This window comes from Tabrizicola sp. T46 (assembly GCF_057219895.1).
In genome coordinates this window covers 1,044,571-1,061,962 of the sequence record NZ_JBXVVV010000001.1, presented here as the reverse complement: position 1 = coordinate 1,061,962, position 17,392 = coordinate 1,044,571, and the positions used below count along the sequence as shown (strand labels likewise).

Annotated in this window: 17 protein-coding genes and 1 riboswitch; of the genes, 10 read left to right on the top strand and 7 right to left on the bottom strand. The window is 66.4% G+C overall.

The features are described 5' to 3' along the window. The first annotated feature begins 114 nt into the window (after positions 1–114). Complete coding sequence (locus tag AC2D9V_RS05305; RefSeq protein ID WP_484712979.1) at positions 115–927, top strand: HpcH/HpaI aldolase family protein; 813 nt, start codon at positions 115–117, stop codon at positions 925–927. A gap of 81 nt (positions 928–1,008) precedes the next feature. Here AC2D9V_RS05305 and aroC read toward each other — a convergent pair whose 3' ends face one another. Next, positions 1,009–2,109 (bottom strand): chorismate synthase, encoded by a 1,101-nt coding sequence (aroC, locus tag AC2D9V_RS05300; RefSeq protein WP_484712978.1) that lies wholly within the window; start codon positions 2,107–2,109, stop codon positions 1,009–1,011. 302 nt (positions 2,110–2,411) lie between these two features. On the opposite strand from aroC, the gene AC2D9V_RS05295 reads away from it, so the two are divergent. The 8 genes from AC2D9V_RS05295 (at position 2,412) to AC2D9V_RS05260 (ending at position 11,521) form a co-directional block, all read left to right on the top strand. Continuing rightward, positions 2,412–3,422 (top strand): TerC family protein, encoded by a 1,011-nt coding sequence (locus AC2D9V_RS05295; RefSeq protein WP_484712977.1) that lies wholly within the window; start codon positions 2,412–2,414, stop codon positions 3,420–3,422. A 150-nt stretch (positions 3,423–3,572) separates the two neighbouring features. Continuing rightward, the gene (locus AC2D9V_RS05290) at positions 3,573–4,409 is read left to right on the top strand and encodes a universal stress protein (RefSeq protein ID WP_484712976.1); all 837 of its coding nucleotides are present in this window, start codon (positions 3,573–3,575) and stop codon (positions 4,407–4,409) included. 98 nt (positions 4,410–4,507) lie between these two features. After that, on the top strand, positions 4,508–5,344 hold the full coding sequence (locus AC2D9V_RS05285; protein ID WP_484712975.1) for a glycosyltransferase: 837 nt from the start codon (positions 4,508–4,510) through the stop codon (positions 5,342–5,344). A gap of 32 nt (positions 5,345–5,376) precedes the next feature. Further along, positions 5,377–6,189 carry a hypothetical protein gene (locus tag AC2D9V_RS05280; protein WP_484712974.1) on the top strand — a complete coding sequence of 271 codons (813 nt, stop codon included), beginning with the start codon at positions 5,377–5,379 and terminating at the stop codon, positions 6,187–6,189. 7 nt (positions 6,190–6,196) lie between these two features. Continuing rightward, positions 6,197–7,987: a glycosyltransferase family 2 protein gene (locus AC2D9V_RS05275; RefSeq protein WP_484712973.1), complete on the top strand. Its 1,791-nt coding sequence runs from the start codon at positions 6,197–6,199 to the stop codon at positions 7,985–7,987. 47 nt (positions 7,988–8,034) lie between these two features. Then, a riboswitch (TPP riboswitch) is annotated at positions 8,035–8,136 on the top strand. Between the two features lie 36 nt (positions 8,137–8,172). Then, a complete protein-coding gene (gene thiB / locus AC2D9V_RS05270; RefSeq protein ID WP_484712972.1) occupies positions 8,173–9,156 on the top strand; it encodes a thiamine ABC transporter substrate binding subunit in 984 nt (327 codons plus the stop codon). Positions 9,157–9,321: 165 nt separating this feature from the next. After that, positions 9,322–10,836: a thiamine/thiamine pyrophosphate ABC transporter permease ThiP gene (locus AC2D9V_RS05265; protein WP_484712971.1), complete on the top strand. Its 1,515-nt coding sequence runs from the start codon at positions 9,322–9,324 to the stop codon at positions 10,834–10,836. Next, entirely contained in the window at positions 10,823–11,521 is a 699-nt protein-coding gene (locus AC2D9V_RS05260; RefSeq protein WP_484713414.1) for a thiamine ABC transporter ATP-binding protein, read from the top strand. Before AC2D9V_RS05265 ends, AC2D9V_RS05260 begins: the two co-directional genes overlap by 14 nt. A gap of 49 nt (positions 11,522–11,570) precedes the next feature. Here the strand turns inward: AC2D9V_RS05260 and AC2D9V_RS05255 are convergent, their stop codons facing one another. The 6 genes from AC2D9V_RS05255 to pip all read right to left on the bottom strand — a co-directional run bounded on the left by AC2D9V_RS05255 (position 11,571) and on the right by pip (position 16,534). Beyond that, on the bottom strand, positions 11,571–12,422 hold the full coding sequence (locus tag AC2D9V_RS05255) for a cytochrome c1 (protein ID WP_484712970.1): 852 nt from the start codon (positions 12,420–12,422) through the stop codon (positions 11,571–11,573). A 14-nt stretch (positions 12,423–12,436) separates the two neighbouring features. Beyond that, complete coding sequence (locus tag AC2D9V_RS05250) at positions 12,437–13,789, bottom strand: cytochrome b (protein WP_484712969.1); 1,353 nt, start codon at positions 13,787–13,789, stop codon at positions 12,437–12,439. A gap of 11 nt (positions 13,790–13,800) precedes the next feature. Next, positions 13,801–14,373, bottom strand: coding sequence for a ubiquinol-cytochrome c reductase iron-sulfur subunit (gene petA, locus AC2D9V_RS05245; protein ID WP_484712968.1), 573 nt, complete (start codon positions 14,371–14,373; stop codon positions 13,801–13,803). 184 nt (positions 14,374–14,557) lie between these two features. Then, positions 14,558–15,166 carry a glutathione S-transferase gene (locus AC2D9V_RS05240; protein ID WP_484712967.1) on the bottom strand — a complete coding sequence of 203 codons (609 nt, stop codon included), beginning with the start codon at positions 15,164–15,166 and terminating at the stop codon, positions 14,558–14,560. Next, on the bottom strand, positions 15,163–15,474 hold the full coding sequence (locus AC2D9V_RS05235; protein WP_484712966.1) for a hypothetical protein: 312 nt from the start codon (positions 15,472–15,474) through the stop codon (positions 15,163–15,165). The genes AC2D9V_RS05240 and AC2D9V_RS05235 overlap by 4 nt, the downstream gene beginning before the upstream one ends. An 88-nt stretch (positions 15,475–15,562) precedes the next feature. Continuing rightward, positions 15,563–16,534, bottom strand: a complete 972-nt coding sequence (gene pip, locus AC2D9V_RS05230; protein ID WP_484712965.1) for a prolyl aminopeptidase — start codon at positions 16,532–16,534, stop codon at positions 15,563–15,565. A 70-nt stretch (positions 16,535–16,604) separates the two neighbouring features. Between pip and ubiG the strand changes: the two genes are divergently transcribed. Beyond that, the gene (gene ubiG, locus AC2D9V_RS05225) at positions 16,605–17,345 is read left to right on the top strand and encodes a bifunctional 2-polyprenyl-6-hydroxyphenol methylase/3-demethylubiquinol 3-O-methyltransferase UbiG (protein ID WP_484712964.1); all 741 of its coding nucleotides are present in this window, start codon (positions 16,605–16,607) and stop codon (positions 17,343–17,345) included. Positions 17,346–17,392 lie beyond the last annotated feature (47 nt).

Here is a 17,392-nt window from a genome sequence, read left to right as displayed (position 1 = left end):
CTTCACCGGCACCATCCTTTTCGCAAGACTCCCACAAATGAGGACGATCCGGCGGGGCTTGCGCGGCCCGGGGCTTTGCGTCACGCAAGGCTGGCGGGGACCGGGAGGGGAGTCATGGACAGCACGGGCGGGTTGCGCGCGATCTGGGCGGAAGGGCGGGCCAGCCTGAACGGGTGGTGTTCCATCGGGAACGCCTTCACGGCCGAGATCATGGCGGCGGGAGGGTTCGATTCGGTCACCGTCGACATGCAGCACGGAGCGCTGGATTACACGGACCTTCTGCCGATGCTGCAGGCGATGCGGGCCAGCGGGGCGGCGCTTCTGGCACGGGTGGCGTGGCTGGATCCCGCACAGGTCATGAAGGCGCTGGATGCCGGCTGCGAAGGGGTGATCTGCCCGATGATCGGCACGGCTGAGGAGGCCGCGCGTCTGGTCAGCTATACGCGCTATCCACCCGAGGGCGTGCGAAGCTACGGGCCGACGCGGGCAGCCTTTGCGCATGGTGCCAACTATATGGCCGGGGCGAACGACAGGATCCTGGCCTTTGCGATGATCGAGACCGCCGAAGGACTGGCGAACCTTGAGGAGATCGTGGCGACCCCGGGCCTCGCGGGCCTCTATGTCGGTCCGAACGACCTTGCGCTGTCGGTCAGCGCGGGGCGGCTGCCGAGTGGCCTGGACCGGGAGGAACCCGAGATGCAGGAGCATCTGCGGGCGATTGCGGCAGCCTGTGCGCGGCATGGGCGGATCGCGGCAATCCATTGCGGGACGGCGGACTATGCGCTGAAGGCAATCGGCTGGGGCTACCGGATGACGACCGTGGGCGGGGACGTGCGGTTCCTTGCGGCAGGCGCGGCGGAGGCAGTGGCCGCATTCCGGCGGCTGACCGGGGGCAAGGCTGCGGTGGCGGGGCCGAAGGGGTACTGACAGCCCCTCAGGAATGCTCGTCGAGCACTTCGTGCTCTCCTCGCGCGGGTCACCGACGAGGACACGGGTGAACGAGGAGGGTCAGCCGATCACGCCCCGGACGCCGCCGGTCTGGCCGCGGTCGAGGAGCAGGTGGTCGAGGATCACGCAGGCCATCATCGCTTCGCCCACCGGGACGGCGCGGATGCCGACGCAGGGGTCGTGGCGGCCCTTGGTGATGAGGTCGGTTTCCTGACCGGCGGTGGTGATGGTCTGGCGCGGGGTCAGGATCGAGGACGTCGGCTTCACCGCAAAGCGGCAGACGATGGGCTGGCCTGTGGAAATGCCGCCGAGGATGCCGCCGGCGTGGTTCGACTGGTAGACCGGCCCGTCGGGCCCCATGCGGATCTCGTCGGCGTTCTCGACCCCGGTCAGGGCGGCGGCGGCCATGCCTTCGCCGATCTCGACCCCCTTGACCGCGTTGATCGACATCATCGCCGCGGCGAGGTCGCTGTCGAGCTTGCCGTAGATCGGCGCGCCAAGGCCCGGGGGGACGCCTTCGGCCACCACCTCGATCACCGCGCCGACGGAATTGTGTGACAGGCGCAGGTCGTCAAGGTAGGCGGCCCATTCCGAAGCCGCTACCGGATCTGGGACCCAGAAGGGGTTGCGCTCGATCTCGGCGGCGTCAAAGCGGCTGCGATCGATGTGCCTGGTGCCCATCTGGACCATGTAGCCGGTGATCCTCAGACCCGGCACCAGTGCGGCGAGCACCTGCCGGGCGACGCCACCGGCGGCGACGCGGCTGGCAGTTTCGCGGGCGCTGGAGCGGCCGCCGCCGCGCGGATCGCGGAGCCCGTATTTCTGGTGATAGGTGATGTCGGCATGGCCGGGGCGGAAGGATTGCGCGATCTCGCTGTAATCCTTCGACCGCTGGTCGGTGTTTTCGATCATCAGCTGGATCGGGGTGCCGGTTGTCCGCCCCTCATAGACGCCGGAGAGGATGCGGACCTCGTCCGGCTCTTTCCGCTGGGTCGTGAACTTGTTCTGCCCCGGCTTTCGGCGGTCGAGCCACGGCTGGATGTCGGCCTCGGAGAGCGCCACGCCGGGGGGGCAGCCGTCGACGGTGCAGCCGATGGCCGGCCCGTGGCTTTCGCCCCAGGTGGTGACCCGGAAGAAATGTCCGAAGGTGTTGAGGCTCATGATCCGCTCTCCGACTGCCTGCCGGGCATACCCGTCCCATTGTCCCCGCTGCAAGTCCCGCGCGTGGGCCAGCCGTGGGAAAAACGCCACTGGGGCGCCGTCTGATCACGGCAGCGTGAGTTTTCTGACGCGTTCGGGGTTGACTATGCGGCCCGATAGGAGGATTGAACGCGGGCGGACCGGGCCCCTCTGACGCCCCCCATCGGGCGTGATGTCGGACCGCATCGAAACCGTTCGATGTCAGGCCCGCCGCCGTTTCTTCCGACCGGGGCCATCCTGCGACCTTTGGAAAGGACCGAGACTTGGATTTCCTGTTCTACGAGTTCGTGAACAAGCCGCTGTGGCTGTGGCTGATGTTCCTTTCGATCGTCATCGGCCTGATGATCTTTGACCTTGGCGTGCTGCACAAGGACGACCACGAGCTGGGCGTCGCGGAAAGCCTGAAGCTGTCGGCCTTCTACATCTGTATCGCCATCCTGTTCGGCGGCTACATCTGGTGGGCCTGGCAGAACGGCACGCTGGTGACCAGCGACGGGACCAATCCGGTCGCGAGTTACTTCCAAGGCTACATCATCGAGAAGGTGCTCTCGATAGACAACGTCTTCGTCATCTCGCTGATCTTCGGATATTTCGCCATTCCGCGGAAATACCAGTACCGGGCGCTGGTCTGGGGGATCATCGGGGTGATCATCCTGCGCGGCATCATGATCGCGATCGGGGCCGAGCTGATCTCGAACTACAACTGGATCACGCTGGTCTTTGCGGCTTTCCTGGCCTTTACGGGCATCAAGATGCTGGTGGTGCCGGAAGGCGACATGGACGTGTCGCAGAACCCGGTGGTGAAGCTGACGGCGAAATACATGAACGTGACCAAGGACCTGCACGGGCAGAAGTTCTTTGTCCGCCAGCCGCACCCGGTGACGGGCAAGCTTGTGCTGTTCGCGACGCCGCTGTTCGTCGCGCTGATCGTGATCAACGTCGCCGACCTGATCTTCGCCGTGGACTCGGTGCCCGCGATCTTCCTGATCACGACGGACACGTTCATCGTCTACACCGCGAATATCATGGCGATCCTGGGCCTTCGCGCACTTTACTTCGCGCTGGCGGCGCTGGTGCACCGGTTCCACTACCTGAAGTATGCGCTGGCCGTGGTGCTGATCTTCATCGGCCTGAAGGGGTTCTACAGCTACTTCTTCGGCAAGTTCGATCCCTACCTGTCACTTAGTATCACCGTGGGCATCATTGCGGCAGGCATCTTCTATTCGCTGTGGAAGACCCGCAACGGGGCCGAGGGGTCTACACCTGGCCACTAGGGCAGGCGTCGAGGGCAGGTCTGAGCGTCCCGGTTGACGTGGATCATGGCCGGGAAACCCCGCGCCCCGCAGACTTGATAGGGCGACCCGGCCGATCCTGACTGGCCGGGTCGTGCCGATACATGACAGTGCCAGAAAGGAACCCGTTTCATGTCCGACCGCGTCGCTTACATGCCGCTCGACACCCAGGCCGATCCGCTTCCGGACGCGGCGATCCTGGGCGCTTTGGCCGTCGCGGCCGGGTTCGGCTGCAAGGTTCATGCCGTGAACCTTGCGATGAATGTTCCGCCGGTCGCGTCGCCGTTGGGCGGGTACATGATCAATGTCGAAGGAATGGCCCGCGCGGTGGAAGAGCGCAGCCGCGCTGCCTGCCAGCGGCAGACGGCGCTGATCGAAGGTGCACCGACGGCGGGAAGCGTCGTTGCGGTGACGACGCGTGAGGTCGGCATGGGCGGGGCGATGTCCGCCGCGGCTGCGGAGTCGCGGCTTTTCGATCTGTCGCTGGTTCCGGTGGCGGCAGGCAGCACTTCGCCCCAGGACATGGCGCAGGCGCTGGTGTTCGATTCCGGCTTGCCGGTCCTTCTGGTGCCGGAAGGGTCGGTGCCCGCGCCGTTGGACCATGTGGCCATCGCCTGGGATGGCAGCCGCGTTGCGGCGAGGGCCTTGCAGGATGCGCTGCGTCTGCTTCAGCCGGGCGGGCGCATCAGCGTGCTGACGGTGAAGGGCGAGAAGGCGCTGGCCGGTGCCGACCCAGCGGGGACCCTGGCTGCGGCGCTGCGTTCGCGTGGGCATGATGCGGTGGCCGTTTCCGTGACTTTGGACGGCAGGAAGATCGCCGAGGCGCTGCAGGCCGGTGCCAAGGATGCGGGCGCGAAGCTTCTGGCGATGGGGGGCTTTGGCCATTCGCGGCTGCGGGATTTCATCCTGGGCGGCGCCACGCTGGGGGTCCTGTCGCACCTGAAGATGCCGGTGCTTCTGTCGCACTGACCCTGATGCAACGGGTCGGGCTTGCCCGCCCGGCCCCTGCTTAACATCGGCCTGTCCGGCTGTTAGGTTCGCCCCCGCAGCGGCAGCAGGGGCGGTGGATGCGCGTCTTCGGGTACATGCGGTTCTCTTACGCCGGACAAAGCGATGCGCGCGCCTCGCGTCTTGGCCAGCCTATAGAGGACCTTGCCAGGACGCTTTATGAGCCCCGCCGGATGGAGCGGCGGTTCTTCCTGTTCGAGAACCTGTGCCTGCCGTCGATCCAGGCGCAGACGAACCAGAACTTCAAGCTGGTGATCCTCGCATCGAAGATCATGCCGGATGTCTACAAGGAGCGGCTGGCCGAGGTCACCGCGCCGGTGCCGCAGATCGAGATCCTCTATGGCGACGGGCAGCATGTGACCGACGTCTTCAACCCGCGCATCGCCGAGATGGTGGACGGGATCGAGGGGCCGACGGCGCATTTCAGGCTGGATGATGACGATGCCATCGGCCGGAACATGACTGCGCGGCTGGAGGCGGCGACAGCTCTGGCACCGCTGGTCAGGATCGTGACCTATCCCAGCGGGCTTTATCTGTCGCACCAGGATGGCGAGTCCTACCTGCTGCGCGAATACTTCCCGAATATCGGGATCGGCATGGCCTTCCTGAACATGCCGGGGCAGATCCAGAACCCTTACCAGTGCCAGCACGTGGCGGTCAGCCGGTCGAACCCGACCTTCTCGGACCCGGTGCCGATGGCCTATATCCACACCGCGCATGCCAGCAGCGATACCGTGGGGCGACAGGCGCTGAAGTTCCGCAAGATGCTTGCAGCCGCCGAGGACCGGGATGCGCCGGCCACGATCAAGCGCATCCGGATGGGCCTGCGGCAGGAATTCCCCGGCGTGACGATCGAGGCCTTGAAGGCGCTGATCGCGCAGGCCAGCGCCATCTGATGCCACCCCATACCCCGGACAAAGGCCACGCCATGACCCTGAATCGCCGCCCTGTCGCCTCGCTCTGGATCGGGACGAGCCTGCATTACATCAACCAGCTCTGCCTTAAGTCGCACCTCGACATGGGGCATCCGGTCACCCTTTATTGCACCGACAAGGTCACGAACGCCCCCGAGGGGGTGGAAATCCGCCCTGCCAGCGAGATCATGGACATCGACATGGAAGTCGTCGCCGAAACCTCGGCCTCGTTCCTGTCGAACGTGTTCCGCTACAAGATGATCGCAGCGACGGGGGCGATCTGGGTGGATTGCGACGCCTACTGCCACCGGCCCTTTCCCGAGGGGCAGGAGTATATCTTTGCCGGGCACGGGATGCGGGGGGCATTGAACTGTGGGGTGGTGGGCCTGCCGCAGTCCTGCCGGCTGATGGACGAGCTTCTGGGCTATTACGACGATCTGCCCGCATATCCGGCCTGGTGGGGCAACCGGCAGAAGAAAAAGATGGACAAGCTTCCCGCCTCGCTTCCCCATGCGGTCAGGATCTACCAGACCGAGCGCACGGCCTTTGGCCCGCAGGCCTTTACGCATTTCGCGCAGGTGACAGGCGATATCGACAAGGCGATGACGCCGGACACGCTCTATCCGGTGCCGTTCCAGTTGAATGACGTCTTCTACGACCCGCATTGCAACGTGGAAGGACACTTCACCGAGGCCACGCTGTCGGTCCACATCTATACCAACGGCACCCGGCCCTGGTGGCGCAAGAACGTGCCGCTGGCCGGAAGCTACATGGACCGGATGTGCTTGAAGCACGGGATCGACCCTTCGGCGGCGCTGGAGGAATGACGCCGCGATGACGCTTGTCCGGCAGACCAGTCCGCACGGGACGCTGGTGGCGGTCTCGACCATGAAGGACGAGGCGCCTTACGTGCTGGAATGGGTGGCGCATCACCTGGCGGTGGGGTTCACCGATGTGCTGGTCTATACCAACGACTGCACCGACGACACCGACACGCTGCTGAAGCACCTGGAGACGCTGGGCATCGGTGTGCATCACCGCGAGAACGAGGTGCCCGAGGGGATCAAGCCGCAACCTTCGATGCTGAAGCGTGCGGCGGTGGAGCCTTTCCTCCATGCCGCCGACTGGATCCTGATCCTAGATGCGGATGAGTTCCTGTGCATCAACCATCCGTCGGGCACGCTGGACGGGATGGTCGGTGCCCTGAACGCGATGGAGGCGCAGGCGATGGTCCTGACCTGGCGCATCTTCGGGTCATCCGGCATCCGCGACTGGTCGGCGGCGCCAGTGACCGACCAGTTCACCCGCGCGGCGCCGGAGTTCTGGAACAAGGGCTGGGGGACGAAGACCCTGTTCCGCTACGACCCAAAGCACATGCGGCCCGGCGTGCACCGCCCGATCATCCGTGAACGGTTCCGCGACGGCGATTATCCCGACTCGGTCCTCTGGGTGAACGGGTCAGGCCGCCCCCTGGAAAGCTGGTTCAAGCTGCGCGGCTGGCGGTCAATACGGCGGACGGTCGGCTATGACTGGGCTCAGGTGAACCATTACGCGGTGAAGTCGATGGACGCCTATGCGCTGCGGAAGCTGCGCGGGAACGTGAACCTGAAGGCGAACAAGTACAACACCGACTACTGGGCGCTGCAGGACCGTAACGAGGTGGAGGATACCCGCATCAGCCGCCACCGCGCCCGGCGGGACGAGATCATCGCGGCCCTTCTGGCAGACCCGACGGTGCGTCGGCTGCATGAGACCGCCGTGGCAAGGGTCGAGGCACGGCTGGCCAGCCACAAGGAGACCGAGGCCTACCGCGAGCTGGTGGAAAGCCTTGTCGCCGCCTCGGCCGTGCCGATCACGCAGGTCGTGGCGAACCCCCCCAAAGCCCGTGACCGCGAGGCCGCGCGCGAGGTGCAGACGAAGCTCGACAAGCGCCGGGCCGAGACGGCGAAGGCCGACCGCCGCTCCCCGCCGCCGCCGGGCTGGGGGTCACCCTTCGCCTCGCCATATGTCGCCGGGCTGGACGAGCTTGGCCCCGAGATCCCGCTGGACTGGGCTGACAATTCTGGCCTGAAGGTTGCGCTGGACCCGCGCGTCTTTACCGCAGCAAGCCTTGAGGTGCTGAAGGTCGGCAAGTTCGACCGTCGCCACGCCCGCACAATCGGGGGGATGCTGGCTGACTGCACCTCGCTTCTGGATCTCGACAGCGGCTTCGGCTTTGTCGCGCTGCGCGCCAGGCAGGCCATGCCGGGGTTGCGGGTCACGATTCACGACGAACGCCCGGCCCTGCTCCAGTTTTCCAGTCGCGTGGCGCGGGCGAACTTTGGCGATACGGCGGGCATCCGCTGGAGTGTCCTTTGGCTGGACCGCGATTCCTCGTGGTCCGGGCTGGCGAAGCTGGTCGCCATCGACCGGCCGGATGCGCTGCGGCTGTCGGACACGCGGCTTCCGGCCGAGGCGTTTCCGCCTTCGGTGCTGGCCGGTATCCGGCGTGTGCTTGTACCGTTCCTTGATCCGTCCGAGGTTCCCGCGATCCGGCTTCGGCTGTCAGGTGCCTTTGCCGCAGGGGGCCTGACCGAAGACCCGTTGGGCGAGGCGGCGGGAACGCTGATTTTCCGCCGGGATTGAGGTGATGGCGGCACCCTCTTGCAGCCGCCGCCGGTTGGCTTATCTTTCATCTCACCTCGGGGTGCCCGTCTGACGGGCTGAGATGCGCAAGCGAACCCGTCGAACCTGAACCGGATCATACCGGCGGAGGGAAGGTGCATGGGTTTCTCCATCCCCGACCGTTCCGTCGCATCATGGAGAGACTGATGAATACCAAACTCCTTGCTGCGGGCCTTGTGACCATCGCGCTTCCGGCGCTGGCGGAAACACCCGTCCTGACTGTGCTGACCTATGACAGCTTCACCTCGGAATGGGGCCCCGGCCCGGCGATCGAGAAGGCCTTCGAGGCGGACTGCGGCTGCGACCTGAAGTTCGTTCCTGCCGGCGATGGCGCGGCGCTGCTGGCGCGGGTGCGGCTGGAAGGCGCGGCGTCAGAGGCGGATGTGGTGCTGGGCCTGGATACCGGCCTGACCGCCGCAGCCGCCGCGACAGGGCTTTTCGCGCCGCACGGGCAGGCAGCGGCGAAGGACCTGCCCGTGGCATTTGACGACCCCCTGTTCCTGCCCTTTGACTGGGGCTGGTTCGCCTTTGTCCATGACCGGACGAAACTGGCCGAAGCGCCGAAGTCCTTTGCCGAACTGGCGGCGTCTGACCTGAAGATCGTGATCCAGGACCCCCGGTCCTCGACCCCGGGGTTGGGGCTTCTTCTGTGGGTCAAGGCGGCGCATGGCGACGGGGCGGCGGCGGTCTGGGAGGCGCTGGCCGACAACATCGTGACGGTGACGCCCGGCTGGTCCGAGGCCTATGGCCTTTTCCTGGAAGGCGAGGCGGATATGGTGCTGAGCTACACCACCTCGCCCGCCTATCACCTGATTGCAGAAAGCGACGACACGAAGGCCGCGGCGCTGTTCAAGGAAGGGCATTACCTGCAGGTCGAGGTGGCGGGGAAACTGGCCGCGACCGACCAGCCGGAGCTTGCGGATCGTTTCCTGGCCTTCATCGGCAGCGAGGCGTTCCAGTCGGTGATCCCGACGACGAACTGGATGTATCCGGCCGTGACCCCGGCAGCGGGTCTGCCCGAAGGGTTCGACCGGTTCCGTCCGACGAAGTCGCTGCTGATGTCGCCGGAGGAGGCTGAGGCTGCGCGGGACGCGGCGCTGGCTGAGTGGCAGGCGGCGTTGGCGAAGTAGGGCGATGGCTGTTGTAACCAGTTCCTTGCGGGGGTGCCCCACCACCCCATCCCTCCCCCTCGATGGGGGAGGGAGGTTCCCGGGTCGGGCGTTGCGACCGGTCAGGCATCCGGCGTCTCCCCTCCCCCCTGTGGGGAGGCATTGGGGGTGGGGGGCGGCGGGAAGATGATCCGCCTGCTCGCCCTTGCCCTGCTGGCCCTGATCCTTTTGCCGATGGCGGTGGTTGCCTGGCGGGGGGCGGGGCTGGCGCTTGGGCCTGCTGACTGGGCTGCGGTGCGGTTTACGGTGACGCAGGCCATGCTGTCGGCGCTGTTGTCGACGGCGCTGGCCATCCCGGTTGCCCGCGCGCTGGCGCGGCGACAGTTTCCGGGGCGGCAGGCGCTGGTCACGCTGATGGGCGCGCCGTTCCTGTTGCCGGCGGTGGTGGCAGTGCTCGGGCTGCTGGCGGTCTTCGGGCGGTCGGGCTGGGCGAACGAGGGATTGCAGGCGCTGGGCTTGCCGGCGGTGTCGCTGTTCGGCTTGCAGGGGGTGCTCCTGGCGCATGTCTTCCTGAACCTGCCCCTCGCAGTGCGGATGATCCTGCAGGGCTGGCAGGCGATTCCTGCGGAACGCTTCCGGCTGGCGCGGTCGCTGGGGTTCGGGCCGTGGGAGACGTTCCGGCATCTGGAACTCCCGATGCTGCGCGAGGTGCTGCCGGGGGTGCTGACCGTGATCCTTCTGGTCTGCCTGACAAGCTTTGCCGTGGTCCTGACCCTTGGCGGAGGTCCGGCGGCGACGACGATTGAACTGGCGATCTGGCAGGCGGTGCGGTTCGACTTTGACCTCGCCCGGGCGGCGGGGCTTGCCGGGGTGCAGGTGGTGATCTCGGGCGTGGTTGCTTTCCTGGCCTGGCGTATCCTGCGGAGCACCGGCTTCGGCGCGGGGCTGGACCGGGTGGGCGCTCCGGAAGCGCCCGGGGGATGGCGGCGCGGAATGGACATGCTGGTGCTGGTGTCGGCGGCGCTGTTCCTGATCGCACCGCTGCTGGCCGTGGCGGTGCGGGGGGTGCCGGGACTGGCCGACCTTCCGGCCAGTGTGCTGCCTGCCGCTGCGCGGTCGCTGGGCGTGGCGCTGGTCTCGGCGACGCTCTGTACGGTGCTGGCGCTTGCCCTGGCACTGGCCGCCGCGACGCGCCCGCGCCCCCTGGTCGAGGCGGCGGCAACGCTGCCGCTGGCGGCCTCGGGGCTTGTGTTGGGGACGGGGCTGTTCCTGATCGTCCAGCCATTCGTTGCTCCAATGACCGTGGCGCTGCCGGTGACGATACTGGTCAACACCGCTCTGACCTTGCCGTTCCTGTACCGCATCCTTCTGCCCGAGGCGCGCGCAATGGTCGCCGGCTACGGGCGGCTGGCCGACAGTCTGGCGATGACCGGCTGGGCGCGGCTGCGCTGGTTGGTCCTGCCGCGCCTTGCCCGCCCGTTGGGCTTCGGTGCGGGAATTGCCGCCGCGCTGTCGATGGGCGACCTTGGTGCCATCGCGCTTTTCGCCGGGGAAAGGCAAGCCACCCTGCCGCTGGTCATCCAGCAACTGACTGGCGCCTACCGGATCGAGGCGGCCGCAGCGGCATCGCTGATCCTTGTCGGACTGTCCTTCGCCCTTTTCTGGGCCTGCGATGCAGGAGGCCGCCGTGCTGCAGCTTGACCGTCTGATCCTGAAGCAGGGCGATTTCAGCCTGACCGCCGACTGGAGCGCCGCTGTGGGCGCGCGAATCGCGGTAATGGGGCCGTCAGGGGCAGGCAAGTCCACGCTTCTGTCGGCGATTGCCGGGTTCCTGACCCCGGCCGAAGGCGCGGTGAGGTGGCAGGGCCAGGACCTTGGGCCGGTTCCGCCGGGACAGCGCCCGGTGACGATCCTGTTCCAGGACCAGAACCTGTTTCCGCATTTGAGCGTAGGGCAGAATCTGGGGCTTGGCTTGCGACCGGACCTGCGGCTTTCGCCCGAAGAGCGGCGTCGCGTCGATATGGCGCTGGAGCGGACCGGACTCGCCGGGTTGGGAGCGCGGCGTCCAAGCCAGCTTTCCGGCGGACAGGCCAGTCGGGCGGCCCTGGCGCGGGCACTGCTGCGCGCCCGGCCGATCCTCCTGCTGGACGAGCCCTTCGCCGCGCTGGGCCCGGCCTTGCGGGCCGAGATGCTGGCGCTGGTGAAGGACGTGGCAGACGAGACAGGAGCGCTTGTCCTGATGGTCACGCATGATCCGCAGGACGCGCGTGCGTTGGGCGGGCTGACCTCGTTCGTGGCGGCAGGCGTCGTGCAGCCGCCGGTCGGAACCGAGGTGCTGCTGGCCGATCCCCCTCCTGCGCTGCGCGACTATCTGGGCCGGAACTGAAAAGCCCCGCCGTTGCGGGCGGGGCTTGGCAGAGGGAATGTCCCCCTGATCAGGCGGTCTGCTTCTTGCCCTTGACCCCGGCCCAGATGCGCTTGTTCGTCAGGTAGAGCAGGGTCGCGAGGAAGGCGAGGAAGATCACCGCGACGAAGCCCGCGTTGCGGCGGTCCATCAGCTTCGGTTCGGCGGCCCACATCAGGAAGGACGAGACGTCCATCGACATCTGGTCGACCGTGGCAGGAGTGCCGTCGGCAAAGGTGACCAGATCGTCGCTCAGCGGAGGCGGCATCGCGATCCAGCTGCCTTCGATCGTCGAATGGCCTTCCTCGTCCTTGCATGCGTCCGGAATGGCGCCCTTCGAGAAGTAGCGGTTGTAATAGCCATCCGATTCGAAGTCAGCCGCGCAGGCTGGAGGCTCTTCGTAGCCGACAAGGATGGCGTGGATGTATTCCGCCCCGCCCATGCCCCGGAAGAACTGGTTGATGCCGAGGTTTAAGGGCCCCGAGAACCCGGCGCGGGCCTTGGCCATCAGGCTGAGGTCGGGCGCGTTCTCCATAGCCGAGTGCGGGAAGTGGTCGGTCGGCAGGCCGGGGCGATCCTCGCCGGTTTCGCGGTCGGTGATCGTGAACTGCTCGGCATACGCGCGGACCTGGTCTTCCGGCAGGCCGGGGCCGCCTGCGTCCGACAGCGTGCGGATCGGCACGAACTTGAGCCCGTGGCAGGAGGCGCAGACCTCGGTGTAGACCTGAAGGCCGCGCTGGAGCTGGAACTGGTCGAACCGGCCGAACGGGCCTTCATGGGCGAAGGTCACGTCCGGGATCTTGGCCGTCTCCCCGGCGGCGAGCGCAGCGCCCGCCGTCAGGGTAAGGGCCGACACTGCGGCGAGTGCGAGTTTCGTGAACATGCGTCGTATCCTTCTCACTCGGCCGGCTGGGCGACGGCAGAGCCGTTGCCGCCAGGCTTGCCGTAGTGGGCGTTGAAGTCTTCCTCGATCGTCGCCGGCTGCGGCAGCGGCTTTTCGATCACGCCAAGAAGCGGCAGGATGACCAGGAAGTAGCCGAACCAGTAGGCAGTAAAGATCAGGCTGATCGCCGGGACCCAGCCGCCAAGGGCATCGGCCGAAAGGCTGCCGACCCACATCAGGACGATGAAGGTGACGACCAGAAGCGCGAACCACCACTTGAACATCGGCCGGTAGCGACCCGACCGCACCGAGGAGGTGTCAAGCCAGGGCGCCAGCGCCATCACCGCGATCGAGGCGAACATGGCCAGCACGCCGACAAGCGCCGCGTCGATGATGCCGAAGCTGATCCAGTTCAGCGCGATCACGAACCAGACGTCGGCGGTGAAGGCCTTCAGGATCGCGTAGAACGGTAGGAAGTACCATTCCGGTACGATGTGGGCCGGGGTCACCAGCGGGTTCGCCTCGATGTAGTTGTCGGGGTGGCCGAGGTAGTTCGGCATGAAGCCGACGATCGCGAAGAAGACCGCCAGGATCACCGCAAGGGCGAAAAGGTCCTTGATCACGTAGTAGGGCCAGAAGGGAACCGTGTCGCGGGCAGCCTCTTCCTTCGAACCACGGCGCACCTCGACCCCGGTGGGGTTGTTGTTGCCGGTGGTGTGGAAGGCCCAGACGTGAAGTATGGCAAGGCCAAGGATCACGAAGGGAAGGAGGTAGTGCAGGCTGAAGAAGCGGTTCAGCGTGGCATTGTCCACGGCGAAGCCGCCCAGAAGCCAGGTCTGGATGTCGGGCCCGATGCCGGGGATGACGCTGAAGAAGCCGGTGATAACGGTGGCGCCCCAGAAGGACATCTGGCCCCAGGGCAGGACGTAGCCCATGAAGGCGGTCGCCATCATCAGGAGGTAGATCAGCATGCCGATGATCCAGGTCACCTCGCGCGGGGCCTTGTAGGAGCCGTAGTAGAGGCCGCGGAAGATGTGCAGGTAGACCGCGAAGAAGAACAGCGACGCCCCGTTCTGGTGCAGGTAGCGGATCATGTAGCCGCCGTTCACGTTCCGCATGATGTGTTCGACCGATGCGAAGGCCAGGTCGACATGCGGGGTGTAGTGCATCACGAGCACGATGCCGGTGACGATCTGCAGCGCAAGACAGAAGAAGAGGACGATGCCCCAGATCCACATCCAGTTCAGGTTCTTGGGCGTGGGGATCATGAGGGTGTCGTAAAGCAACCCGACGATGGGCAGCCGCTTGTGCAGCCAGCGCTCGCCACCGGTCTTGGGTTCGTAATGGTCGTGCGGAATTCCGGCCATGTGTCTGGTCCTTATCCGAGCTGAATGGTGGTTTCGTCGGTGAAGGCCGCGGTCGGGACCGGCAGGTTCCGGGGCGCGGGCCCTTTGCGGATGCGGCCTGCGGTGTCGTAGTGCGACCCGTGGCAGGGGCAGAACCAGCCGCCGAATTCGCCGGCCCCGTCGCCCAGCGGCACGCAGCCGAGGTGGGTGCAGACGCCCATCATCACCAGCCACTCGCCCGCTTCGTCCAGCGTGCGGTTTTGGTCGCTGGCATCGGTGCCCGGACGGTTCGCGTTTTCGGACAGCGGGTCGACCAGATCGGTCAGCGGCACGGCGCGACCAGCCTCGATCTCTTCCGGCGTGCGACGACGAATGAAGACCGGCTTGCCGCGCCATTTCACGGTCAGCTGCGTGCCGGGTTCGACCGCCGAGACATCGACGAGGATCGACGCCAGCGCCCGCGTGTCAGCCGAAGGGTTCATCTGGTTGATCAGCGGCCAGACGGCGGCGCCGGTGGCAACCGCGCCGGCACCTGCCGTTGCATAGTACAGGAAATCCCGCCGAGTGCCTTCGCCGGTGCCTGCGTGATCGTCTGCGTGGGACACGAGACCTTCTCCCCTAACGGACCGGACCGCGCCGGTCGCTACAATCCGAAGGGGCTGAATGACATATCAACCCCTTTGCGCGCGCTATGTAGCCTTGCCGTTCGGGGACGTCCAGCGGACAAAGGCGCGCAGCGGGTGATTCCGGAGGGGCACGGGCATTTTCGTGGCTTCGCAGCCGCGCGGCTTACGGCTTGGGCGCGTTCTCCTGCATCGATGGCCGGGCGTTGAACCTGTCGAACCAGGCCGTGAGTCCCGGACGGACCTTGCGCCATTCCCGCTCGGCATGCCGGAAGTCCAGGTAGGCCAGTGCACAGCCAAGCGCGATCTGGCCCATGTCCAGCGGTCCGGCAAGGTGGCTGGTCCAGCGGTCCTCAAGGGCGGAGAGGGATCGGTCCACCTTCGACCATTGGGCCTCCAGCCACGCAGGAGAGCGGGCTTCGGCGGGGCGGACATGTGATTCATAGCGCATCAGCACCGCGGCATCGGTCATGCCATCGGCGGTTGCCTCAAGGACCAGGGTGTCCCAGAGCCGGGGTGCAGCGGGATAGAACCCGGCCCCGAGGAGGTCGTCGAGATAGCGGCAGATGACCCGGCTGTCGTACAGCGTGGGGCCGTCGGGGCGTTCCAGGGCCGGAACCTTGCCGAGAGGGTTGCGGTCGACCGGGAGGGTCCCGGGGTCGATCGGCGTGCCCATGGCATTGACCAGCGAGACCCTGTCCACGGCCCTGGCTTCGTGCAGAAGCACCATGACCTTGCGAACAAAGGGCGAGGTCGGGGAGTGATAAAGCCTCATTCCGCGCGCGGCCTCAGCCGGACGCGGGCCACAAGGCCGGCGTCGAACTCCCACGACCGGCCGCCAACCCGGATCACCCGGACCACGCGCGCGGTCGCATTGGTCTGGCTGACGTCGCCTTCTGCGCGGTCGGCGGGGCGATGCATGGAAAGACCTTCGCCAAGGGCGTCCAGCGCATCTTCGGCGCGCTGGTCGGTGCGGCCAGGAAAGCTCGTGCGCCGCGCCCAGGACCGGACGGCGAGGCCGACGGCAGTGACCGCCCCAAGCTGCAGCGCAAGCGGCAGAAGCGGGGCCAAGGGAAGGGGCATGGCAACCTCCGGGATTAATGTCGGAAGAAGAGTAGGGGCGGGGGCCGGGGCTGTAAACGAAAACCGGACCCTGAACAGCGAACGGCCGTCAGCTGCGCCGAAGACCGTCCATCACCTTGACCAGCGCCTCGCTGATCCCGGGTTCCGAAAGCGCATGTCCGGCCAGCGCCACCATCCGCAGCTCGCAGCGCGACCAGCCATCCGCCAGTTTCCAGGCCGAGATGGGCGGGCAGATCATGTCGTAGCGGCCCTGTACGATGGTGGCGCCGATATGCTCGATTCGGTGGCGTTCCTGCAGGATCCAGCCGTCACACTGCAGGAAGCCGCCATTCTGGAAATAGTGGTTCTCCAGCCGGGCGAAGGCGCGGGCATAGTCCGACGGGCTTTCGCCAAGCGGTCCTTCGTGGTGGATTGAGGCCAGCGCGTTTTCCCAGTTCGCCCAGATGCGGCCGAAGCGGCCCTCCTCCATCAGGTTGCCCGAGAAGAGGCGACGGTTGTAGGCGGCGATCAGGTTTGACCGTTCATTGGCTGGAACGGCCGCCGCGAACCGGCCCCAGATCTCGGGGAAGAAGGCCCCGGCCCCGCCGCCGTAGAACCACTTCAGCTCGTCCTTCGTCATCAGGAAGACGCCGCGCAGGACAAGGTGGCGGACCGATTCGGGGTGGGTGATCGCGTAGACGAGGGCCAGCGTGGCGCCCCAGCTGCCGCCGAAGGCAATGAAGCTGTCGATGCCCAGCGTCTTGCGGATCGTCTCGACATCATCGACGAGGTGCCAGGTGGTATTGGCGATCACCGAGGCATGGGGCCGCGACCGTCCGCAGCCGCGCTGATCGAACAGGATGATGCGGTAGACCGTCGGGTCGAAATAGCGCCGCATCGCGGGCGAGCATCCGCCGCCTGGGCCGCCGTGGAAGACCATGACGGGGATGCCGTCGGGCCGGCCGCATTGTTCCACATAGATGCGATGCCCGTCGCCCACGTCGAGAACCCGCTGATCGAAGGGATCGATCGGCGGATAGAGGAACTCGACTGCGCGCTTTTGCCCTGATCTTTGGTCCATCGCCGTCCTATATAGCGCCGGGAAAGCCGGGAGTCGAAGGACATTCGGGCAGGAATTGGTGGAGGGCGCAATGGGCGCGACAACGGTCGATCCGGCGGAAGTGGCCAAGTTCGAAGCGATGGCCGCCGAATGGTGGAACCCCGAAGGCAAGTTCAAGCCGCTGCACATGCTGAACCCGTGCCGGCTGGACTATATCACCAGCCAGATCGCGGCCGAGTTCGGGCGCGACCTCAACGCCCCCGCGCCGTTCAAGGGGCTGCGGATCCTGGATATCGGCTGCGGCGGCGGGCTTCTGAGCGAGCCGATGGCGCGGTTGGGGGCCGATGTCGTCGGCGCTGATGCAGCGGCGCGCAACATCCCCGTGGCGCAGGTCCATGCGGCGCAGTCGGGTCTGTCGATCGACTACCGCCACACGACCGCCGAGGATATGGCGGCTGCGGGCGAACGCTTTGACGTGGTCCTGAACATGGAGGTGGTCGAGCATGTCGCCGACCCCCAGGCCTACCTGACCGCGTGCCAGGAGCTCTTGAAGCCGGGCGGGCTGATGATCTGCTCGACCCTGAACCGCAATCCGAAAAGCTTCGTAATGGCGATCGTCGGCGCGGAATGGGTGATGCGCTGGTTGCCGAAAGGCACACATGACTGGTCAAAGTTCATCACGCCGGACGAGCTTTACGACCTTATTCGCAAGGCCGGGCTGAACCCGGTCGACCGCAAAGGGATGGTATTCAACCCGGTCACCTGGCGCTGGGGCCTTTCGGACCGCGATCTATCCTGCAACTACGTGACCGCCTCGGTGAAGCCGGCGTAAGCGCTGACGCCCGCCTTGGCGGGACTGAAAGCCCGTTAATTCGGCGT